Source organism: Gammaproteobacteria bacterium (genome assembly GCA_015709615.1).
In the GTDB taxonomy this organism is placed as follows: domain Bacteria; phylum Pseudomonadota; class Gammaproteobacteria; order Burkholderiales; family Nitrosomonadaceae; genus Nitrosomonas.
Window position 1 is genome coordinate 2189392 of record CP054179.1, and the last position, 19146, is coordinate 2208537.

At 50.7% G+C, this 19146-nt stretch carries 20 protein-coding genes; 8 read left to right on the top strand and 12 right to left on the bottom strand.

All coding sequences use genetic code 11. The features are described 5' to 3' along the window. The first annotated feature begins 78 nt into the window (after nucleotides 1-78). Entirely contained in the window at nucleotides 79-1455 is a 1377-nt protein-coding gene (locus HRU77_10515) for an MFS transporter (GenBank protein ID QOJ21083.1), read from the top strand. Continuing rightward, nucleotides 1439-1891, top strand: coding sequence for a single-stranded DNA-binding protein (gene ssb, locus HRU77_10520; GenBank protein QOJ21084.1), 453 nt, complete (start codon nucleotides 1439-1441; stop codon nucleotides 1889-1891). Before HRU77_10515 ends, ssb begins: the two co-directional genes overlap by 17 nt. 23 nt (nucleotides 1892-1914) lie before the next feature. Here the strand turns inward: ssb and HRU77_10525 are convergent, their stop codons facing one another. The 4 genes from HRU77_10525 to HRU77_10540 form a co-directional block, all read right to left on the bottom strand. After that, the gene (locus HRU77_10525; protein ID QOJ21085.1) at nucleotides 1915-2121 is read right to left on the bottom strand and encodes a hypothetical protein; all 207 of its coding nucleotides are present in this window, start codon (nucleotides 2119-2121) and stop codon (nucleotides 1915-1917) included. Nucleotides 2122-2316: 195 nt separating this feature from the next. Further along, the gene (locus tag HRU77_10530) at nucleotides 2317-2949 is read right to left on the bottom strand and encodes a DUF2325 domain-containing protein (protein ID QOJ21086.1); all 633 of its coding nucleotides are present in this window, start codon (nucleotides 2947-2949) and stop codon (nucleotides 2317-2319) included. A gap of 114 nt (nucleotides 2950-3063) precedes the next feature. Further along, a complete protein-coding gene (gene bfr / locus HRU77_10535) occupies nucleotides 3064-3528 on the bottom strand; it encodes a bacterioferritin (protein ID QOJ21087.1) in 465 nt (154 codons plus the stop codon). Nucleotides 3529-3753: 225 nt separating this feature from the next. Beyond that, nucleotides 3754-3939 carry a hemin uptake protein HemP gene (locus HRU77_10540; protein QOJ21088.1) on the bottom strand — a complete coding sequence of 62 codons (186 nt, stop codon included), beginning with the start codon at nucleotides 3937-3939 and terminating at the stop codon, nucleotides 3754-3756. A gap of 291 nt (nucleotides 3940-4230) precedes the next feature. On the opposite strand from HRU77_10540, the gene HRU77_10545 reads away from it, so the two are divergent. Further along, nucleotides 4231-5244 carry a molecular chaperone DnaJ gene (locus tag HRU77_10545; GenBank protein ID QOJ21089.1) on the top strand — a complete coding sequence of 338 codons (1014 nt, stop codon included), beginning with the start codon at nucleotides 4231-4233 and terminating at the stop codon, nucleotides 5242-5244. A 58-nt stretch (nucleotides 5245-5302) separates the two neighbouring features. On the opposite strand, the gene HRU77_10550 is transcribed toward HRU77_10545, so the two are convergent. Then, nucleotides 5303-6163: an MBL fold metallo-hydrolase gene (locus tag HRU77_10550; GenBank protein QOJ21090.1), complete on the bottom strand. Its 861-nt coding sequence runs from the start codon at nucleotides 6161-6163 to the stop codon at nucleotides 5303-5305. A 135-nt stretch (nucleotides 6164-6298) separates the two neighbouring features. On the opposite strand from HRU77_10550, the gene HRU77_10555 reads away from it, so the two are divergent. The 4 genes from HRU77_10555 (at nucleotide 6299) to HRU77_10570 (ending at nucleotide 8473) form a co-directional block, all read left to right on the top strand. Next, entirely contained in the window at nucleotides 6299-6730 is a 432-nt protein-coding gene (locus tag HRU77_10555) for a YeeE/YedE family protein (protein ID QOJ21091.1), read from the top strand. 30 nt (nucleotides 6731-6760) lie between these two features. Next, a complete protein-coding gene (locus HRU77_10560; protein ID QOJ21092.1) occupies nucleotides 6761-7174 on the top strand; it encodes a YeeE/YedE family protein in 414 nt (137 codons plus the stop codon). Between the two features lie 95 nt (nucleotides 7175-7269). Beyond that, complete coding sequence (locus HRU77_10565; protein QOJ21093.1) at nucleotides 7270-7593, top strand: winged helix-turn-helix transcriptional regulator; 324 nt, start codon at nucleotides 7270-7272, stop codon at nucleotides 7591-7593. Between the two features lie 49 nt (nucleotides 7594-7642). Further along, a complete protein-coding gene (locus HRU77_10570; GenBank protein QOJ21094.1) occupies nucleotides 7643-8473 on the top strand; it encodes a sulfite exporter TauE/SafE family protein in 831 nt (276 codons plus the stop codon). 16 nt (nucleotides 8474-8489) lie between these two features. On the opposite strand, the gene HRU77_10575 is transcribed toward HRU77_10570, so the two are convergent. Continuing rightward, the gene (locus HRU77_10575) at nucleotides 8490-9002 is read right to left on the bottom strand and encodes a protein tyrosine phosphatase family protein (GenBank protein QOJ21095.1); all 513 of its coding nucleotides are present in this window, start codon (nucleotides 9000-9002) and stop codon (nucleotides 8490-8492) included. A 142-nt stretch (nucleotides 9003-9144) separates the two neighbouring features. Between HRU77_10575 and HRU77_10580 the strand changes: the two genes are divergently transcribed. Next, entirely contained in the window at nucleotides 9145-11862 is a 2718-nt protein-coding gene (locus tag HRU77_10580) for a cation-transporting P-type ATPase (GenBank protein ID QOJ21096.1), read from the top strand. 65 nt (nucleotides 11863-11927) lie between these two features. On the opposite strand, the gene HRU77_10585 is transcribed toward HRU77_10580, so the two are convergent. The 6 genes from HRU77_10585 to HRU77_10610 all read right to left on the bottom strand — a co-directional run bounded on the left by HRU77_10585 (nucleotide 11928) and on the right by HRU77_10610 (nucleotide 19140). Then, nucleotides 11928-13382, bottom strand: a complete 1455-nt coding sequence (locus HRU77_10585; GenBank protein ID QOJ21097.1) for a hypothetical protein — start codon at nucleotides 13380-13382, stop codon at nucleotides 11928-11930. Between the two features lie 461 nt (nucleotides 13383-13843). After that, nucleotides 13844-14569 (bottom strand): glycosyltransferase, encoded by a 726-nt coding sequence (locus tag HRU77_10590; GenBank protein ID QOJ21098.1) that lies wholly within the window; start codon nucleotides 14567-14569, stop codon nucleotides 13844-13846. Nucleotides 14570-14637: 68 nt separating this feature from the next. After that, the gene (locus HRU77_10595) at nucleotides 14638-15228 is read right to left on the bottom strand and encodes a protogloblin ApPgb (GenBank protein ID QOJ21099.1); all 591 of its coding nucleotides are present in this window, start codon (nucleotides 15226-15228) and stop codon (nucleotides 14638-14640) included. Nucleotides 15229-15416: 188 nt separating this feature from the next. After that, on the bottom strand, nucleotides 15417-16820 hold the full coding sequence (locus HRU77_10600) for a carbohydrate kinase (GenBank protein ID QOJ21100.1): 1404 nt from the start codon (nucleotides 16818-16820) through the stop codon (nucleotides 15417-15419). Continuing rightward, on the bottom strand, nucleotides 16805-18391 hold the full coding sequence (locus HRU77_10605; GenBank protein QOJ21101.1) for a glycerol-3-phosphate dehydrogenase/oxidase: 1587 nt from the start codon (nucleotides 18389-18391) through the stop codon (nucleotides 16805-16807). The genes HRU77_10600 and HRU77_10605 overlap by 16 nt, the downstream gene beginning before the upstream one ends. Then, nucleotides 18388-19140, bottom strand: a complete 753-nt coding sequence (locus HRU77_10610; protein QOJ21102.1) for a glycerophosphodiester phosphodiesterase — start codon at nucleotides 19138-19140, stop codon at nucleotides 18388-18390. Before HRU77_10610 ends, HRU77_10605 begins: the two co-directional genes overlap by 4 nt. Nucleotides 19141-19146: the final 6 nt, after the last annotated feature.

The window sequence follows — 19146 nt, forward strand, 5'->3', positions numbered from 1 at the left end:
CAGTCAACCTGCTAATATACCCAACTTTTTGGGAATATCACAATCTGATTCATGTCTGTTTCATCTTCATCTGAAAAAATGTCCCCGGCAGAATTGCGCGCAACCATCGGCCTTGCCGGTGTGTATGGCCTGCGCATGTTCGGATTGTTTATCATTTTGCCGGTATTTGCTTTTTACGCTGAGGATTTGCCCGGTGGAGACAATTACACGCTGGTCGGCATTGCGTTGGGTGCGTATGGACTCACTCAGGCTGTCTTGCAGATTCCTTTCGGTTGGTTGTCCGATCGTATCGGGCGTAAGCCGGTCATCTACCTGGGGCTGATTTTATTTGCCGTTGGTAGCCTGATTGCAGCCACCGCAACTGATATTTACTGGGTGATAGCAGGCCGGGTCATCCAAGGTGCGGGCGCGATCTCGGCGGCAGTGATGGCATTGGCGGCGGATTTGACGCGCGAGGAACATCGCACTAAGGCGATGGCGACGATCGGCATGACCATCGGCACGGTTTTCGCCATTTCCTTGATCGCCGCGCCGGTACTGAATCAGTGGATCGGGGTGCCGGGGATTTTTGCTATGACCGGTGTTTTGGCCGTGCTGGCCATGATCGTGGTAAAGAAAGTTATTCCCGATCCGGTGATCAGCCGCTTTCATTCCGACACCGAAGCATCGCCGGCGAGTTTTTTCAGCGTTTTGCGCAATCCCCAGTTGCTGCGCTTGAACTACGGTATTTTTGCTTTGCATGCGACATTGATGGCGTTGTGGCTGGTGGTGCCGCTGACTTTGCGTCAGGCAGGCATGGCGGCAGAAAATCATTGGCTGATTTATTTGCCGGTTCTGATTTTGTCGGTCATTCTTATCGTTCCGGCTATTATTTATTCGGAAAAAAAGGCCAAGTTAAAGCAGATTTTTGTTGCGGCGATTGCGTTATTGTTGGCTGGGCAGGTGTTGCTGGCGGTGACTTCCGATTCCATCTGGGGGACGGCCGCGGCACTTTTGGTTTTTTTCACTGCGTTTAATTTGCTCGAAGCCAGCTTGCCGTCCTTGATTTCGAAAATCGCACCGGTGGGAGCGAAAGGAACAGCCATTGGCATTTACAGCAGCACGCAGTTCTTAGGCACATTCGCCGGTGCGGCGGCGGGCGGTCATTTGGTTGGGAATTACGGCAGCACTGCGCTCTATGTATTTTGCGGTTTGTTATTGGCGGTTTGGCTGATATTTGCTGCCACAATGAAAGCGCCGGCAGCGGTACGCTCCAGGATGTACCCGGTGCGGGAAATGGATGCCGATCAGTCAGAGGAATTGTCCCGTCAGCTTGCCGCGATAACCGGTGTATATGAAGCTTTGGTGCTGGTAAATGAACGCGTGGCGTACCTGAAAGTGGATATGAAAGGCTTCGATGAAGAAAAAGTGATTAAATTGCTTGAAGGGGGAAACATCAATGGCATCGGTCAATAAAGTCATACTTATCGGTAATTTGGGCAAAGACCCGGAAACCCGTTATATGTCAAATGGTGAAGCGGTTACCAATATTACGTTGGCAACGACTGATACCTGGAAGGACAAGAATGGTGAGAAACAGGAAAAAACCGAGTGGCATCGCGTCACTTTTTATCGCAAGCTTGCGGAAATTGCCGGTGAATATTTGAAAAAAGGCCGTTCCGTCTATATCGAGGGCAGGCTGGAGACTCGCAAATGGACCGATAAGAACGGTGTGGAACGTTATACGACGGATATTATTGCCAGCGATATGAAAATGCTGGGGAACCGGTCGGGAAGCGGCAGTTTTGAATCACCGCCTGATCATGAAGAAGATAATCCGGTTTCTAGCCGGTCATCTTCTACCAAAGCACCTACCGGATTTGATGATATGGATGACGATATTCCATTTTGACCGGCTAAAAACACAACGGGTTGCTAACGTTTTTCAGGCAAACGGACTATTCCCATTCGTCGTTCTGCTGCAGCGATATTGGATTGCCGCCGAGGAGGTAATGAAAATTCAATGCTTTCAATACTGCCGCCGATTTCTTTGGCCATGTTCCTGAACTCAAGAGCCAGCATGCATTTGGGGACAATAAATGTTTGCTTGAATCCAGACTTGAAATGAACAAGAATTTTCATAGCTTCCTTCCAGTTAAGTTTTATTTATTAGTGGGTTAGTCAATAAATTAACAGCAATGAAGCTGTTTCAACGACCTAAAAAAAATAAACTTTAATGGATATTGGTTATGGTTTCTTTCTGTTGTTGGATTACATGCTGAATATCGGTTTTGATTGGTTTTTCATGCGATAAATTCTTGTCCTGGTTTACCACTATTATTTCTCGGTATGATATTGATTATCCTGTGATACACTCATCCCGGCCAGCATGCGGATTCCCGCTTTAAAATTTTTTATTTCCGAGTGCTCGAGCAGTACACATGGTTTGCCGGAATCCTTGCAGTAATGTTTCACGGTGAAAAAAGCTTCGTGATTAACACAGTCAACCGGACAGATGATCATGTCTGCCCGCTTCAAGAATCGGAGCAGATCCTCGAAGTTATCATGTGAGCTGCCATGAAACGCCATAAAGCAGCCGTCGCAGTTTTTTATTAACCGGTTGTATTCCGGGTAAAGTTTAATTCGGCCGCCGACACATAAAACAGATCGCCCGGATAACCGGTAGTGAGTGTTGTTTTGATGATTCGTCCGGTTGCTATTGCTGTCCACTTCAGGTGAGGATGTCGCTTTGACCAAGGGTGCCCAATCAATGACAGGAATGCTCTTATTCGATATCGCGCGGTTCAGATTCGGGCAATCGCGTCTTTGCTTCCAAGCGCGCAACAATTTTGTGATATTGCGCAAATAGCAGGAAAAGAACGTATCGGTAGATTCAGAATCTGTGAAATGATGACGAGGAATGGTGCCGGAGGCAGTAACCAATGCCGGCTTCTTTAGAAATTTCATCATAGTGTCTCCAAGAATCATCCGCAATTAAAAAAATGGCTGGCTGACCTGGAGGCAGGCTGGCTGGCTGAATGTGCCGCTGAAGAAGGAAGAGGTAAACTTCAGCGGCAGAGAAAACTAAATCTGACTTTGTAACCAGTTATGAATACCGATTTTTTGCATGACACTGAGCTGGGTTTCCAGCCAATCGATATGCTCTTCGGTATCTTCCAAAATCCGTTCAAAAATTTCCCGCGATACATAATCTTGCGCGGATTCGCAAGCGGCAATTGCGGTGAGCAATGTGTCTCGCGAAACGAATTCAAGTTTCAAATCGCAAGCGACGCACTCTTCGGCTGTTTCCCCGATCATTAACTTGCCGAGATCTTGTAAATTGGGCAATCCTTCCAGCAGCAGAATCCGCTCAATCAAGACATCGGCATGCTTCATTTCCTCGCAAGATTCTTCAAATTCGTGTTTTCCCAAACTGTTGTACCCCCAGTTTTTGTACATGCGCGCATGAAGGAAGTACTGGTTAATGGCGGTTAGCTCGTGCTGCAGTTGTTGATTCAGCCAGCGAATAATATCGACATTACCTTTCATTTTTAGCTCCTTGGATGAATATCCTTTATATGTAATCGGATTGGTAAGAGGACGCTGTTCTGTCATTATTTACATACAGTGTTTGTTCAACCCGGCTTCCGATCAGAAAAGTATTCCAGCATCCCCTCTGATTATGCATCCTACAGTCGGTTCATGATAGTTCACGTATAGCCGGATCGCTAAGACTTACAGACTCAAATATACAGGATATGCGCCTTTTATCCACTATTTGTTGAGAATTAACTTGCCGTTTCGCGTGCGGCGCAGTGAATATTGCTCTCCCTTGTGTAGTATTAGCACGACATCGCTAGTTTTAAATAAAGAATCAGTATCTATTCGTGCGTAGATATCGGAAGCTGCGGATTTATAAGAGTTATTTTCGATGGTTTGTGATAAGTTTGTAGTATTCATTGTCGTCAAGAATTAAATATAATGAGAATGATTCTCATTATATTTAATTCTTGTAGAAATGCAAGATTGAATCATGAATTTTATTTCAGTGGCTTTTAGAAAGAAATGTCAATTAATTGTTGATGAATTAGATCCTTTTTCGACATTTGAAGCTGTGTTGGTGATGTGAATTGATCGGTGTATACTGCGAACATATTTTGTAAATAGCTACAAGCCATTGAGATTTAAAATTAAAAAGAGCTTGAGGCAGTACATTGCTCCTCCTGATTATGGCGCTTTGATTTTACGATCATGATTGAACGGCGAAATTTCTATCGAATTCTCCACGTGCAGCCGGACGCGCCGATGACGGTGATAACGGAGAGCTACCGCGTGCTGATACAAAAACTCAGCAGCCGGGTTGATCTGAATGGCCCGGATTGGAATATCAGCTTACTCACTATTGCCTATAACACCTTGCGCGATCCGCATAAACGTGCCGCCTATGATCGCGAGTTATTGAAGCGCTATCATATTCGAGCCTTGAGCCAAGGTGCTTTGGGGGCACATACAGATTTCGAGATCGAGAGAGAGAGAAGTGCGAAACCGGTGGGGTTTAATCAACGGAATTACTACCGGATACTGCAAGTTCAGCCGGATGCACCAGTGGCTACGATCAAGGCGAGTTACCTGGCCTTAAAAAGAAACGCTGCTAATCAAGATACTGCATTACTTGATGAGGCCTACCGGACTCTTTCCAATCCCGCGATGCGTCAACAGTATGATGCGATTTTCGCCGGCCATTTATTTCGCGCGGCACACAAAACTGCCCGGCAAAATAGCCATCTGACCGAGATTGTTCCCGTGCAAGACCACTCCGCAACAATGACCGTCAAGCATTATCGGCCGATCATCACACGCTATTGCTCGTTTTGCAAAACACCCAATGTGCCGCAAACCAACCTTTATCAAAGTGAAAATTGTCTCGAATGCGGCAGCCCGTTACTGTTAATGCACCAAGAGAATCCAACAACACAGCGCACCATGAGACGGATCTCCGTCAGCGGAGGATTTATGTTTTATCTATTCTGGCCGGGAAAGCCTTGTCAAGGCATTTGCCAGGATCTTTCCCCCACCGGATTGCGCTTCATGACGGATGAAGCATTGGATTCCAATGACATCATAAAAATCGATGCGCCTAGCTTCCAGGCGGTTGCCGAAGTAACGCACCAGCGCTGTGAGGATAAAGGATTTTCAGTCGGAACTCGCTTCATTGCCGTGAAATTTGATCAACAATGCGGAAATTTTGTCACCGTGCAAGTGTAATCATACTGGTGAAACATTTGCCTCGCGTCAATTTTTTCATGAGCATGCTTCTTCAAATCTAAAGTAAATTGACGGGTATCTTAAAATAAGCAACACCATTCGCCTCGGATGGCGGCAATTTTCCCGCCCTAATATTCACTTGCAAGGAGGGGAGCAGTAAATTGGGCATTTCCAATGTGGCATCACGCCGATTACGCATGGTTACAAAAGCATCTTCCTCGATACCGTCATGAATATGAATATTCTGAGCGTGCTGCTGAGCTACGGTACTCTCCCATTCAGCCGCGCGCGTAGCGGGCGGATAGTCGTGACACATGTACAGCCGGGTGGTTGCCGGGAAAGCGAGTAATTTCTGGATGGATTTAAAGAGCAGATGCGCGTCTCCACCCGGGAAATCCGTGCGCGCGGTACCGACATCCGGCATGAAAAGCGTATCGCCTACAAAGATAGCATCATCAAATTGATAAGCTAAATCTGCGGGTGTGTGACCGGAAACCGCGATGGCTTTTGCCGTCAGTTTCCCAACTTGGAATGTTTCACCGTCCGCAAATAAGTGATCAAAATGACCGCCATCGGGAATGAATTCATCGCCGAGATTGAAGATTTTCTTGAATGTCTTTTGTACAGCGGGAATTTGAGCTCCGATGCCCGTCTTTCCACCCAGTTGATTCTTGAGATAATCGGCAGAGGATAAATGATCCGCATGTGCGTGAGTCTCCAATATCCATTCAACCGATAATCGCTGTTCGCGAATAAACGCAATCAGCTTATCCGCAGAAAATGTACGAGTGCGGCCAGTTTTGGGATCGTAATCCAGAACCGGATCAATGATGGCGCAACTTCCTCCCGACTCATCAAAAACAACATAACTGACAGTCCAGGTTACTGGATCATAAAATGCTTGAATACGTGGTTTCATTTTGTTCTCCTACTGTTATATTATTAAGAAAAATCTGACATTATGTGTGCGATTTATATATTATGTGATATTGTATATCATACTTTGTTAAAGTTGCAGGCGAAATGTAAGGATTGTTGAAGGGGGGGCAATGATATGTTGATTAATTACGAATCAATACCTTGGCATGCGGCTGCCGGGGGGGCAATGATAGGCGTAGCGGTCGCCTTGCTATTGCTATTTAACGGCCGTGTCGCCGGCATATCCGGTATCGTTGGAGGATTGTACCGGATGCAGAAAGGCGATATCGGCTGGCGTGTTGCGTTTATTTCCGGATTGGTGTTATCGGTTGTCATTTGGAAATCCTTTTTTGTTTTATCGCCGATACAAATCGAAACCAGTCATGCGATGTTAGTGCTGGCAGGTTTTTTGGTGGGATATGGCACGCGCCTGGGTTCGGGATGCACCAGCGGCCATGGCGTTTGCGGTTTATCACGGCGTTCGCCGCGTTCGATTGCGGCTACGGCGGTATTCATGCTGACCGGTTTTGCGACAGTGTATCTGATACGGCATGTAATGCTTGTTTAATCAGTGCAATTGGATGGATGGGGAGCAAAAATGACGAGCTTAATATCTTTACTTGCGGGAGCAGTATTTGGTTTGGGGATCATCTGGTCGGGTATGGTTAATCCGGCAATAGTCCTGGCGTTCCTTGATATCGCTGGTGATTGGGATACCGCACTGCTGTGGGTAATGGGTGGTGCGGTGAGTGTCGGTTCAATCGCTTTTGCACTGGCAAAAAAGCGTAAACAATCCTATCTGGGGGCGCCTATGCAGATACCCGCCGCTACCAAAATTGATAGCCGTTTGTTATTGGGAAGCCTTATGTTTGGAATCGGTTGGGGGATTGCAGGCATCTGCCCCGGACCGGCCTTGGTGTTGATTGGGACAGGCAACAGCGATGCAGTGGTATTTCTTGCCGCCATGTTGGCGGGCATGGGGATCTACCAAGTCATGCAGGGTCGTAGTTGATTGACTGGAAATAAATTAGAATTTTAATATCCTATTAATTTTTGTTTTATACCATGAATTTATTAAAAGATATTAATGTTAAGCAAGAAGAAAATATGAAAACAGAATTAGTTCTGCCCGGTATTGAAGCGTTGCATGCATCTGCGTCGGAAGCGTGTGCTTTGCTAAAAATATTGGCTAATGAAGATCGATTGCTCATTTTGTGCGAGCTTAGCAAAGGAACGCGGAATGTGGGGGAGTTGGAGGAGCTGCTGGGCATTCATCAACCCACTTTATCGCAGCAACTGACCGTACTGCGCGAAGAGAATCTGGTGGCGACAGAGCGCAAGGGAAAATATATCTATTACAGTATGGCAAGTCTCGAGGCCGCTAAAGTTATGGAGACTTTGTTCAGTTTGTACTGCAAAGATCATTCGTGATCATTCAGCCGGGTGAAGCTTCTGGCGTTTTGCTGCGTGAGTTGAGCAAGTGGAAGCTTTGCTGATCAGCATTTTACTGGGTGCGATTATCGGCGTTATTTTGGCATTGACCGGTGCCGGTGGAACGATTATCGCAGTGCCTTTGCTAGTGACTGGATTAAATCTGGCCATTGCCGAAGCCGCTCCCATCGCATTATTCGCAGTTTGTTTATCGTCGGGGTTCGCCGCGTTGGTTGCGCATAGGCGCAAGCAAGTGCGTTACCGGGCAGCCGGATTCATTGCGCTTACCGGCATTCTGACCGCGCCTGCCGGTATCTGGCTGGCGCAACATTTGCCCAATGCACCGTTGACGGTATTATTCGCCTTGATTTTGCTCTCTGTGGCAGCCGGCATGCTGCGGCAGAATATGCATAAAGAGAACGCCGCGACGGTTTGCACCGACGGGCAATCCGATTCCGCTGCAACTCCTTGTCAGCTGGGCTATGACCAAGGCCGCTTGATATGGAACTGGCGGTGTGCCCGGGCACTGGCATGGGCGGGAATTGTAACCGGGTTTTTGTCGGGACTGCTGGGAGTCGGTGGCGGTTTTGTTGTCGTGCCGGCTTTAAAAAAGGCAACCAACTTGCCCATACAATCGATTCTGGCGACATCATTGGCAGTGATCACGCTTATATCCGCTGTGAGTGTGGTTTCGGCCGCTCTGCTGGGCGGCATGAATTGGGCGATTGCGCTGCCTTTTGCCGCCGGTGCGCTAGCAGGTGCTCTGGCCGGGCGTCTGCTCGCCCATTATCTTGCCGGACCGAAACTACAGCAAGGATTTGCTGTAGTTTCTATGGGTGTATCCATATGGATGATTGTCAGATTATTCTGGGTGGCTTGACGGATAAAGATCAAGCTCAATTCAGCATAATTTCACGCAATTTTTCTTCCAGCGGTGGACGCAAGCCCGTTTTACGAGCTTCTTCGATTGCGACTTCGGGGTCGATACCTTTGCTGATGCGGTAACTGGCCCACATGGCGCTTGCCCGGTTACCCGATCCGCAATGAATCAGTACTGGGGGTTGTGCCGACTCAATCACTTTGGTGAATTGGGCGACTTGTTCTTTCGTGATGCCGGCGACAGTGGTTGGAATGTTGATGTAGACCATACCGGCTAAGTCGACCAAAGCCTTCTCTTCCGTGGTTCCTTCATTTTTGGTGCGTAAATCAATCACGGTTTTGAAACCGGTGGCTGCCAATGCCGGTACACCGCCGTCGCTGATCAGTCCGGATATGGCGATTTGTTCCGTGGCGCGGCTGTAATTCTGCACCGCAACCACCTGATGCCCGAATGGCACCCGCCCGGAAGCTTGCGCCACGCCGGTAAAAAATACGCTCGTCAGTGCCATCAGAATGATAGAGTATTTCATAGAAAGCCCCGTATGCTGTGTTAAATGAAAATTGTTTTTTCATTGTAGCCGGACTAGGTAATGAAGTACACAGTATTTCCGCCGATCCCGGTCTATCGAAGAGCGTAAGGCGATCGGATAATTTTTATCAAAGGTGACGCTTATGTCGCATGAGCAAGATTTAGCAGCTAACCCGGCACCGCCATGGCATAGCTTGTCCGCGCAGCAGGTGAGAAATGTGTTGGTTAGCGGAGATGCCGGATTATCCACCACTGAGGCGGAGGAGCGTCTGGCACGCTGCGGCGCAAATCGCTTAAAACCACCGCAATCGAAGAGTGCCGTGATGCGGTTTTTATTGCAATTTCATAATATGCTGATTTATATCCTGCTGGTTTCGTCCATACTGACAGCATTTCTTGGACATTGGGTCGATAGTGGCGTGATACTGGGCGTGGTGGTGATCAACGCCGTCATCGGTTTCGTGCAAGAGGGCAAGGCGGAAAAAGCGCTCAACGCGATCCGCCGCATGCTATCGCTCAACGCAATGGTGTTGCGCGATGGGCAGCGCATACAACTTGCCGCGGAGCAATTGGTGCCGGGCGATATCGTTATGCTGCAATCCGGCGACAAAGTGCCTGCCGATTTGCGCTTACTCAACTGCAAGAACTTGCGTATCGAGGAAGCGGCATTGACCGGAGAATCGGAAGCCGTTGAAAAATCCCTTGATGCGGTTGAGGTCGCGACGGCCATCGGCGACCGGCGTTGCATGGCTTATTCCGGCACGCTGGTGGTGTATGGCCAAGGCTCGGGCGTGGTGGTCGCCACCGGTCAGCAGACCGAGATTGGCCGCATCAGTCAGATGATCGCGCAAGTCGACAAATTGGCTTCGCCGTTGCTGCGGCAAATGGCGGTTTTTGGCCGCTGGCTGACGCTGGTGGTGTTATCGCTGGCAACCGGTATTTTTTTCTATGGCTGGTTGTGGCAAGACTATCCGCTCAACGAAATTTTCCTGGCCGCGGTCAGTATGGCGATTGCGGCCATACCGGAAGAATTACCCGCCATCATGACGATCACATTGGCGCTGGGGGTGCAGAATATGGCGCGGCGCAATGCCATTGTGCGCAGACTTCCGGCGGTGGAAGCCCTAGGCGCCGTGACGGTCATTTGCACCGACAAAACCGGAACGCTGACACGCAACGAAATGACCGCGCAGCGCGTAATGACCGCGGACGATCGATGGCAGGTGAGTGGTGTGGGATACGCGCCGCAAGGCGGTTTCAGCCGGGATGAGGAGCGTATCCAGGTTGCCGATCACCCCGATTTGCAGGAACTTTGCCGGGCCGGATTGCTGTGCAATGATGCCATATTGCATCAGCGCGGCGATACCTGGGAAATTCACGGCGATCCTACCGAAGCCGCGCTGGTTACAATGGCTATGAAGGCGACGCTCGATCCCGGCCGGGAGCGTGAAACGCTGCCGCGCATAGACGTCATTCCCTTCGAATCGGAACATCGCTTTATGGCAACACTGCATCACAGTCCGGCCGGGCATAGCGTCATTTATGTCAAAGGTGCGCCGGAGAAGGTCCTGACGATGTGCAATTATCAGCGCAGCCAAGGTGAAGATCACTTGCTTCAGCTTGATTTCTGGCATGCCGGAATACGCGAAGCGAGTGAAACCGGGCGGCGCGTGCTGGCGATTGCCAGCCGGGTGATACCGGACCGGCAGCAGACAGTGGATTTTTCCGATGTGGAAATGGGCTTAACCTTGCTTGGCATGGTGGGCATTATGGATCCGCCGCGCGACGAAGCCATTGCCGCTGTCCAGCAATGTCATGCCGCGGGCATTGGCGTCAAAATGATTACCGGCGATCATCGCATCACTGCCTGCGCAATCGGCGCAAGTCTCGGTATCGGCGATGGGCGGCGTGCGCTGTCAGGAATCGAACTGGATAATTTGGATGATGCACAACTGCGGCAGGCGGTTGCGGATGTCGATGTTTTCGCCCGAGCTGATCCAGGGCATAAGTTGCGTCTGGTAACCGCGCTGCAAGCAAGTGGTGAAATTGTCGCCATGACCGGTGATGGTGTGAATGACGCGCCGGCGTTAAAGCGTGCCGATATCGGCGTGGCGATGGGACAGAAAGGTACCGAGGTGGCCAAGGAAGCGGCTGAGATGGTATTGATGGACGACAACTTTGCGTCGATTGCGCACGCCGTGGAAGAGGGCCGTACGGTTTACGATAATATCCGCAAAACAATGGTGTATGTGCTGCCGACCAACGGCGGCGAGGCCGGTTTGCTGATTCTGGCGATCATGCTGGGAATGGCGCTGCCGATCACGCCGTTGCAAATTTTATGGATCAATATGGTGACGACGGTGACATTGGCGATTTCGCTGTCGTTTGAGCGCCCTGAAATGAGCGTGATGACGCGCCCGCCGCACGATCCGCATGCGCCGGTATTGTCAGGCTTGCTGGTGTGGCGTATCGCGTTTGTCACGCTGCTCATGATCGGCGGCAGTTTTACTTTGTATTTCTGGGAATTGGCGCAAGGATCGAGTGTTGAATTTGGCCGTACCGTGGTCGTGAATGTGTTGGTGCTATGTGAAATCGCTTATTTATTCAATTGCCGCTATCTAATTGCACCCGTGTGTACACGCCAGGGTTTGCTGGGGAATCGCTATGTGTTGCTGGCAGCCGGTTTGCTGCTGCTGCTGCAGTTACTGTTGACGTATTGGCCTGCCATGCAGGAGCTGTTTGGCACCACGGCACTGGATGCCGCAGCGTGGGGACATATTGTTGCTGTCAGCTTGCTGCTGTTTCTGTTGATCGAGTTCGAGAAATACTTGCTGCGCTGCAGGGGGGTGGAGAATTTATGAGGGGTCAATTTATCTAGTCAGGAATAAATTGACCCCCAGTTTGCCGTTAGGTTAGCGACTGTGTTTTACAACGCCGCCAGGAAAGCGACGAGATCCGCTTTTTCGCTTTCGGTCAGGCCGATATTGAAGCGAGTATTGTAAAACTCGACGACGGATTGTAAATCCGGCGCGGAGCCGTCATGGAAGTAAGGCGGACGGGAAGCGACCGCGCGCAGGATCGGTCCTTTGAAGCGACCGATGTCCTTCCATTTACCGGTGAGCAATGCACGACCCGGGTCGGTGGTTTTGACGATTTCGCCGGTCGTTTTGTTTTTCAAAGTATACAGCGGCATATCCGGTGTGCGGCGCGATGCATCGGCAACGCCGATGTCGAGCGGCATCGGTGTTGAGTGATTGCCCGAGTTCGGTGCGTTATGGCATGTCGTGCAGGTTCCGGCCAATTCGCTGACACCCAAATCATCGTTAATGCCTTTTACGCCCTTGATGGCGATCGGCTTGGTATTGAACAATGCTTGACCGCGGGCGATGGCCGCGCGTGCGCTTTTGGTGCCGTGCGACGGTTTATTCGCTTTGAACCGGTTCCAGCTGTCGTAGAGCGACATTACGTTGGGATTGAATGGCTCATGGGTTTGATAATCGCCAACCAATGTATCGTTGATGCCGAAGTAATATTTCTGCTTAGTGAGCGCTTTAGGACCGCCGGACGCTTTCTCTACCGTGAGTTCACCAGCTTCATTATCTTCAATTTGCGCAGTAAATAATCCGGATTCGAATGCGACGATCGCATCACGCTCTTCATCGGTCAGATCGCGCAGTGCTTCCGCGTGACCCAAGGTGGCGTGATTGGCTTGCGTTCCCAAATCAAACGATACCGGTGAGAAACACGTGGACGTACCATAAATACAATCACTGGAACCCGGTTGCAGTGTTGTTTCGCGACCGTCCCACATGACGGCGCTGAGAAACTTCAGATTGGTCGTCGGCATCGGGCGGCGGAATAGCGACAACTCGGTTTCGCTGGCGAAGCCGTAAGGATCATCGACTTCGATCAATTCAAATTCGGCGCCGCTGGGAATGCCGATTCCCACGCGGATATTGGCTTTCTTAAGCAACATGCTGTAGGCGGAGCGGCGCTTGTCAACGGTCGTTACATCAGCAAGCGGGGAATTGGCACCGTCTACCAAGCGGAAAAGCGGATCCAGGCCTTTGGTTTTATCGAAGAGTTTCTTTACCACCTTCGGTGTGATTGTCCAGCCTTGGTCGGGCGCATGGCAGGAAGCGCAACTACGGCCGTTCGTTCCGATGCTTTTGAAAAACGGGTTGTCAAGATCGATAAAGCCCGCGCTGCTGAATGTGGCATCTTTACCATGACTGTTTTCCGAACTGAACATATTCGGTAAGCGATTGCCATCATGATCGCGGCCACGACCATCATGATCGTCTTTGGCGAATACCGGCGCAGCCAGCATGATAAATAATGCGGAGATTATCGTTAATCTCGCTATGTTTCTGTTGTGCATCAATTTGCTCCTCTTGGTGGATAAAAAAAGAGCTAAATTTTTTTAAAATTTAGCTCAACGTAATGTTCTCTAACTACTGAAAATGGTGCGCAGTCTAATTGAATTTATGAACACTGCCTATAGTCATATTGAACTAATGGTTATAGTCTAAATAAGCTAGGATAAGCTGGCTGTGAGAAAAGTCACACCGAAAGTATTGCTGACGGGTTCGATTGCTAAGGGAACGCTGATTAATTCGGCGGACGAGATGAGGCGATAGACGCACGGGACGCAGTAACTGATATTTATCAAAAAGATAGACAAAGGCGTGAGTACCGCGCAACGAAGCGATTCGTTTGTGCAGTCAATTAATCAGCGTTTTCCTAATCCTGGTTTTGAAAGATAAAAGAAACCGCTGCGATTGATTGTATTCAGTGCAAATCCATCAGTTTGATGGCGATGGTTATGTTTGGGTAAATGGATTATCGCCGTCCATCGTACCAAATCGGCAGTTTTTTCTTATCCAGCAGTGTCTTGCGCGGACTGAACATGACGCTGAAGAATTGTCCGGCGATTTCCCAGCCGGTGTAGAGTTTGACTTTTCGTGGTGACGTGACCAGCGGATGACGGGTTAGGATGGTGAACTTCAAATCGCGTTTGCGTCCCCATTTTTTCAGCAGTTCGCTCAAGTCGATTTCGTCGGCGGCGAACATTTCCTGGTTAAATCCGCCGACATCGCGAAACGCGTCGCTGCGGCATACCACCAATGCGCCGGATGCCCAGCGGAATGTGACGGAAAACAGCGTCCAAAGCTGCATGGCAGCGTTCCCCCACCACGGCAGATCGGGCATATGCATGACACTGCCGCAACCGACATATTTACCCGATTCAATCATTTGCAGAATGTCGGCGACCATGCCGGGATTCAACAAGCTGTCGGCATCGACGAACAGCAGCCAGTCGCCAGTGGCGGCTGCCGCACCGGTATTGCGCGCACGGCCGATCTGGTTGACCGGCTCGAATACGACTTTTGCTCCGGCTTGTAGGGCCAATTGCGCGGTTTTGTCGGTGGAATTGTTATTCACGACAATGATTTCATGGGTAAAACCGGGTTTCCGGTTGGCGCTGACCGATTCTTGGATGGAATTCAGACAATCCAGGATCAACAGTTCTTCGTTAAAAGCGGGGATGACGATCGAAAGATGCATGAGTCGATGGTGTTACCGGAAGGGTGCAAATGAAGAAGGAGAGCGGAAAACCGCTCTCCGTTGCGAAATTAGAACTCGCCTTGTTTGATGTAAGGCTGTGACCACAGAATCACTTGCATCAGCACGGATTTGCGCCATGCGTCTTGCATGCGATCCACGTCGTCACGGGAATGGCCGCCTTTTTCCAGGAACGGACGTAATGTCGTCGTGATTGGAATCAGCAGAGCGAAAATGTAATGCACATGAATGATCGGTACGCATTTCACGTTGTCGGTGGTATTTTTCTTGGTGGTGTGGTGGCGCAAACCGATTTCGTGTTGATAGTTCAACCAGTCCTGATTGTATTCCGCGTTGGCGGTATCCAGAATCCATTGACCGAAACGTTTGCGCACGCCGCCGAGGTAGTCCATGTTGGGTTGACCGTCGGCTGCGTTAGTGAAGTAGTGCAGCAGGAACGGTGTCGAACCGACAAAACCGTACCACACGTCGAGAATTTGCTCGACTTGATCTTTCAGCACATCGTGCGACATTTTCAAATAGCGCACATCGTCATCGCCGAACAGTGAAGCTTGTTTCAGTTTGGCGAAATCGTCCATCGATACGGGAGATTTCGCAACGGCAGCGGTACCGTAGGTATAGCCGGGTATATTGGTTGCCATAAGATTTCCTTTTTTAGTGTTAAAGATGTCAATTACCATAACTGGCACTGATTGTTGCCAGTTATGCATGGGATATCATGCGGTTATGCAATGAATTCTTATCAAATTGTATAGAAAAACGAATCGAGTCAAAATTTGCAACGCGGATTCTACAGGATTGATAATTTGCGCGGGTAACCTTTTTAAAGTTAATTGTTTGATGCTGCCAATAACGCATCGAGCCAGATTTTCCACCTCTGATATTTTTTCACGAGCACGGTATTTGCGAGGTTGATTTCTATCGCTTGCGTTTCCCGCTGACCGGATATTTTGAGTCCGCAAGCAAGCAGCGCTGCGCCTTGCAGGCTAGTTTCCTTTTGCGGCAAGTGAAAGACCGGTAACGGTACACATTGGGCGATGCCTTGCTGCAAGCAGGGAAGGCTCGACAAACCGCCCGACAGATAAACCCGGCTTAGCGGCGAGTGCTGGTGAAAATCTTCCAGGATGCGCGCCACGCGGAAAATAATCGCTTCCAGCAGCAATGCGGCAATTTGTTGTTCGCTCAGCTCCGCTGCCGATGCGGAAAAGTGTATGCCCCAATCGCTGCGGAAATACGGCGCGCCTAAACCGCTGGGTTCGGCCAGACAAAAAATATCGTTTTGCGCGAGATCTTCAACAGCGCAATCCTTGACCGGATGTGGTGCAAGCGCGGTAGCGATGGAATTGATCGTGCCTTCGACGGCGAATCGCGTTTGCCGGTTTTCGTTTTGATAGACCAAAGTTTGCAAGTAACCGCCGGATACTGGTGTATCCGCGGCAAGTGAACGGATCACGAAACCGCCGGTGCCGAGATTGACCAAAGCTTCACAAGCGTCATCCGCCAAGCTGGCGATCAGCGCAGCCGATTGATCGCCGGCGCTGGCTTGCAGCGTCAAACCATTTTCCAGCAGCACATTCAATCCGGCGGAAGGTTTGATGTTCGGCAAAATTTCCTGGGGGATGCCGAACAGATGACATAAAGTGTCCGACCATTGCTGGCAGTGAATATCCATCAGCAGCGTGCGCGCGGCCATCGAAGCGTCGGTGACGAAATGCTTGCCGTTCGTCCAGCGCCAGATCAGAAAAGTATCCAATGTGCCAGTCAGCCATTCGCCTTGGATCAGTTTTTCGCGCCATGCCGGATTTTCCTGCAACAATACGCTGAGCTTGGGGGCGAAATAATAGGGCGTCAACCGCAATCCGGTCAGCGTGCACAAGCTTTCCACTGATCCGTGCAAACGTTCGTAACAGCGTGCGCCGCGGTTATCTTGCCAGGAAATCAACGGCGTAACCGGTTCGCCGCTGGCTTTGTCCCAAATCAGAAAAGACGAACGCTGACTGCACAGTCCTAGCGGCGGTTTTTCGGCGGTTTCTTTCATGCAAGTTTGCAAAACTTGCGCGGCGATGCGCGCGTATTCCATGGCATCGCTTTCGTACCGCCCATCATGACTGTCGATTGCGGGCGCAGGCCGGGAGACGATATCGTGAAGATTTCCCTGCCGGTCCATCAGCGCGGCTTTGATCGACGTGCTGCCTAAGTCGAGCGCAATTGCGGCAATCAGTGCATGATCCATGGTGCGCAACGCTCCATTTCATCCAACACGCCCCTATCATCCCACTGCAATGCGGCGGCAACTTGCAAAGCGATCCGCTGTAACTGTTCCTGCGTCAAGCGCGTGAGAATCAGCAACGGCAGGCGGCGGCGTAAGAGATCGTCAAGATGAACGACCATTTCGTTCGTTGCGCAGTGCAACAGATCAGCGGCTATAAAAGGCAGTGCTGGAACGATGCGCTGCGCCAAACTGCGGTCAGCTTCGATGATGCGGAAAATTCCATCCACTTGCGTGCCGTGGCGGCGGATCAGCCATTTTGCACTGTCAATATCAATGCTCAGTTGTCCCGCGCGGTTTAGCATCGCTGCAAACCATGCCGGAAACGCTTCTTGCGGCGCCCACGGGAAACGGTTGTGTTCAGTGGCGCAAGGCTGCGAAACATCTAACTGAGCGCATACCGCGTCGACGATGCAGGCGGCATCCTGGCGCGATGAGGTGATTTTTCCACCGATGGCGTAGTGCGCGCCGTTGGCGGCGGTTTTCAATTCCCAATCGCGGCTGACGGCGGAAGGTGAACCGGAAGCGGTTGTTTTTGATGATTGTTTAAAAACCCGTACACCGGCAAAACGGCCGATGATATCGGCTTTGGTCCACGGCGTTTTTAGATAACCGTTGGCAGCGGCCAGCAGATAATCGATATCGCTGTCATCGGCGCGAACCGTGTCAACATCACCCGTGAAATCGGTATCGGTGGTGCCGAGCAGCGTCAAGCCATACCAGGGGATCATGAAAAACACCCGGCCGTCCGATTGCGCGGTCAGCAGCAAGGCTTCATCATTGAGCACGGCGGGCATCAGCAGATGAACGCCTTTGGCCAGACGGCACCAGTCGCGGCTGGGTGGTTCTTCTGCCAGCCACTGGCCGGTGGTGAAAACGATCTGCTTGGCGTGGATTTCCAGTTCGCTTTGCGTCAATTGATCGCGCACGATTGCACCGCTCGCTTTACCGCCGGTTTCCAATAGCTGCTCCAGCTTGCAGTAATTGACGCAGTGCGCTCCGGCTTGCTGCGCACCGGCGATAAGTTCAAGCACCAGGCGCGCATCGTCGGTTTGCGCATCGGCGTAGGTGAAGCCGCCTTTCAAGGATGCTTCGGCGAGTACCGGGAAATGCGCGGTGAATTGTTCCGCATTGAAATAGCGATGCTGCATGCCGGGTTCCGGGGCGTGCGCCAGAAAATCGTACAGTGTCAATCCCAGTTTCAGTTGCAGACGGTTGAGGCGCTGCTGCGCATACACCGGCACGCCAAACCGCAGCGGCCAGACACGGTGCGGCGCGTTATGCAGCAGCAGGGTGCGTTCTTTCAGTGATTTGCCGACCAGTTTGAAATCGTACGTTTCCAGATAGCGCAGCCCGCCGTGAATCAGTTTGCTGGACGCGGATGAAGTAGCGTCGGCCCAGTCGTTTTGTTCGACAATGGCGACGCTCAGACCGCGCAGCGCGGCGTCATACGCGGTCCAGGCGCCGTAGATGCCGCCGCCGCATACCAAAAGATCGAAGGGTTGATGTTGTAACGCCGCGAAATCCCGTTTCATCGGCCGCGCAGCGTCAACGCCAGTTGCGGCAAGTCGCTGATGAGGATATCGACGCCCAGTTGCAAGGCTTTGGTGATTTCCGCTTCGCTGTTACAGGTATAAACCGCGACACACTTGCTTTGTTCACGTAACAGCTCAACCATCTCGTGATCCAAATTTTCAATCGGCAAACAAAGTCCGTGCAAGAACGCATGAGTGCTGAACAGTGATTGCGCGTCCGCGAAGGTTTGGTCGGTTTCAAAATTGTAGATCAGCGGGAATCCGGGCTGGTATTGATGCGCGTATTCGAGACTGGCCAAATTGAAAGACGAGACCATGATGCGCTGCTCCGGGTTCTGACCGATCAGATCCAGCGTCTGGCGGATTTTCAATTGATGACGGGAAACCACTTCCCAGCCGCGATTTTTGACTTCGATCAGCAAACGGCAGCGGGCGCGGTAAGCGGCGAGAAAATCCTGCAACGTCATCAAGCCTTCACTGTCCGATTCCGGGTGGATCAATGTTTTAAGCTGATGATAATCGAAATCGTCGATGTGTTTGCCGTCTAAGCCGATTTTATTCAGGAAGCGATCGTGCCAAAGTACGGTAATTTCATCCCGGCTCAATTGCACGTCGGTTTCGATGCCGTCGATGGCATACGCCAGCGCTTTATCGAAAGCGCCACGGGTATTTTCAAAGGCTTCCCGGTTTGCGCCGCGATGCGCGAACACCAGAGGTCTGTTGCGCGACTGATGGCTATGCAGTGACATTGCAGC

Coding starts and splice junctions, on each gene's coding strand:
- HRU77_10560 (QOJ21092.1), top strand. CDS start 6,761: ATGACGAGCTTAATATCTTTACTTGCGGGAGCAGTATTTGGTTTGGGG.
- HRU77_10515 (QOJ21083.1), top strand. CDS start 79: ATGTCCCCGGCAGAATTGCGCGCAACCATCGGCCTTGCCGGTGTGTAT.
- HRU77_10550 (QOJ21090.1), bottom strand. CDS start 6,163: ATGAAACCACGTATTCAAGCATTTTATGATCCAGTAACCTGGACTGTC.
- ssb (QOJ21084.1), top strand. CDS start 1,439: ATGGCATCGGTCAATAAAGTCATACTTATCGGTAATTTGGGCAAAGAC.
- HRU77_10555 (QOJ21091.1), top strand. CDS start 6,299: ATGTTGATTAATTACGAATCAATACCTTGGCATGCGGCTGCCGGGGGG.
- HRU77_10540 (QOJ21088.1), bottom strand. CDS start 3,939: ATGAATACTACAAACTTATCACAAACCATCGAAAATAACTCTTATAAA.
- HRU77_10525 (QOJ21085.1), bottom strand. CDS start 2,121: ATGAAAATTCTTGTTCATTTCAAGTCTGGATTCAAGCAAACATTTATT.
- bfr (QOJ21087.1), bottom strand. CDS start 3,528: ATGAAAGGTAATGTCGATATTATTCGCTGGCTGAATCAACAACTGCAG.
- HRU77_10600 (QOJ21100.1), bottom strand. CDS start 16,820: ATGGATCATGCACTGATTGCCGCAATTGCGCTCGACTTAGGCAGCACG.
- HRU77_10565 (QOJ21093.1), top strand. CDS start 7,270: ATGAAAACAGAATTAGTTCTGCCCGGTATTGAAGCGTTGCATGCATCT.
- HRU77_10575 (QOJ21095.1), bottom strand. CDS start 9,002: ATGAAATACTCTATCATTCTGATGGCACTGACGAGCGTATTTTTTACC.
- HRU77_10610 (QOJ21102.1), bottom strand. CDS start 19,140: ATGTCACTGCATAGCCATCAGTCGCGCAACAGACCTCTGGTGTTCGCG.
- HRU77_10580 (QOJ21096.1), top strand. CDS start 9,145: ATGTCGCATGAGCAAGATTTAGCAGCTAACCCGGCACCGCCATGGCAT.
- HRU77_10585 (QOJ21097.1), bottom strand. CDS start 13,382: ATGCACAACAGAAACATAGCGAGATTAACGATAATCTCCGCATTATTT.
- HRU77_10595 (QOJ21099.1), bottom strand. CDS start 15,228: ATGGCAACCAATATACCCGGCTATACCTACGGTACCGCTGCCGTTGCG.
- HRU77_10545 (QOJ21089.1), top strand. CDS start 4,231: ATGATTGAACGGCGAAATTTCTATCGAATTCTCCACGTGCAGCCGGAC.
- HRU77_10530 (QOJ21086.1), bottom strand. CDS start 2,949: ATGATGAAATTTCTAAAGAAGCCGGCATTGGTTACTGCCTCCGGCACC.
- HRU77_10605 (QOJ21101.1), bottom strand. CDS start 18,391: ATGAAACGGGATTTCGCGGCGTTACAACATCAACCCTTCGATCTTTTG.
- HRU77_10590 (QOJ21098.1), bottom strand. CDS start 14,569: ATGCATCTTTCGATCGTCATCCCCGCTTTTAACGAAGAACTGTTGATC.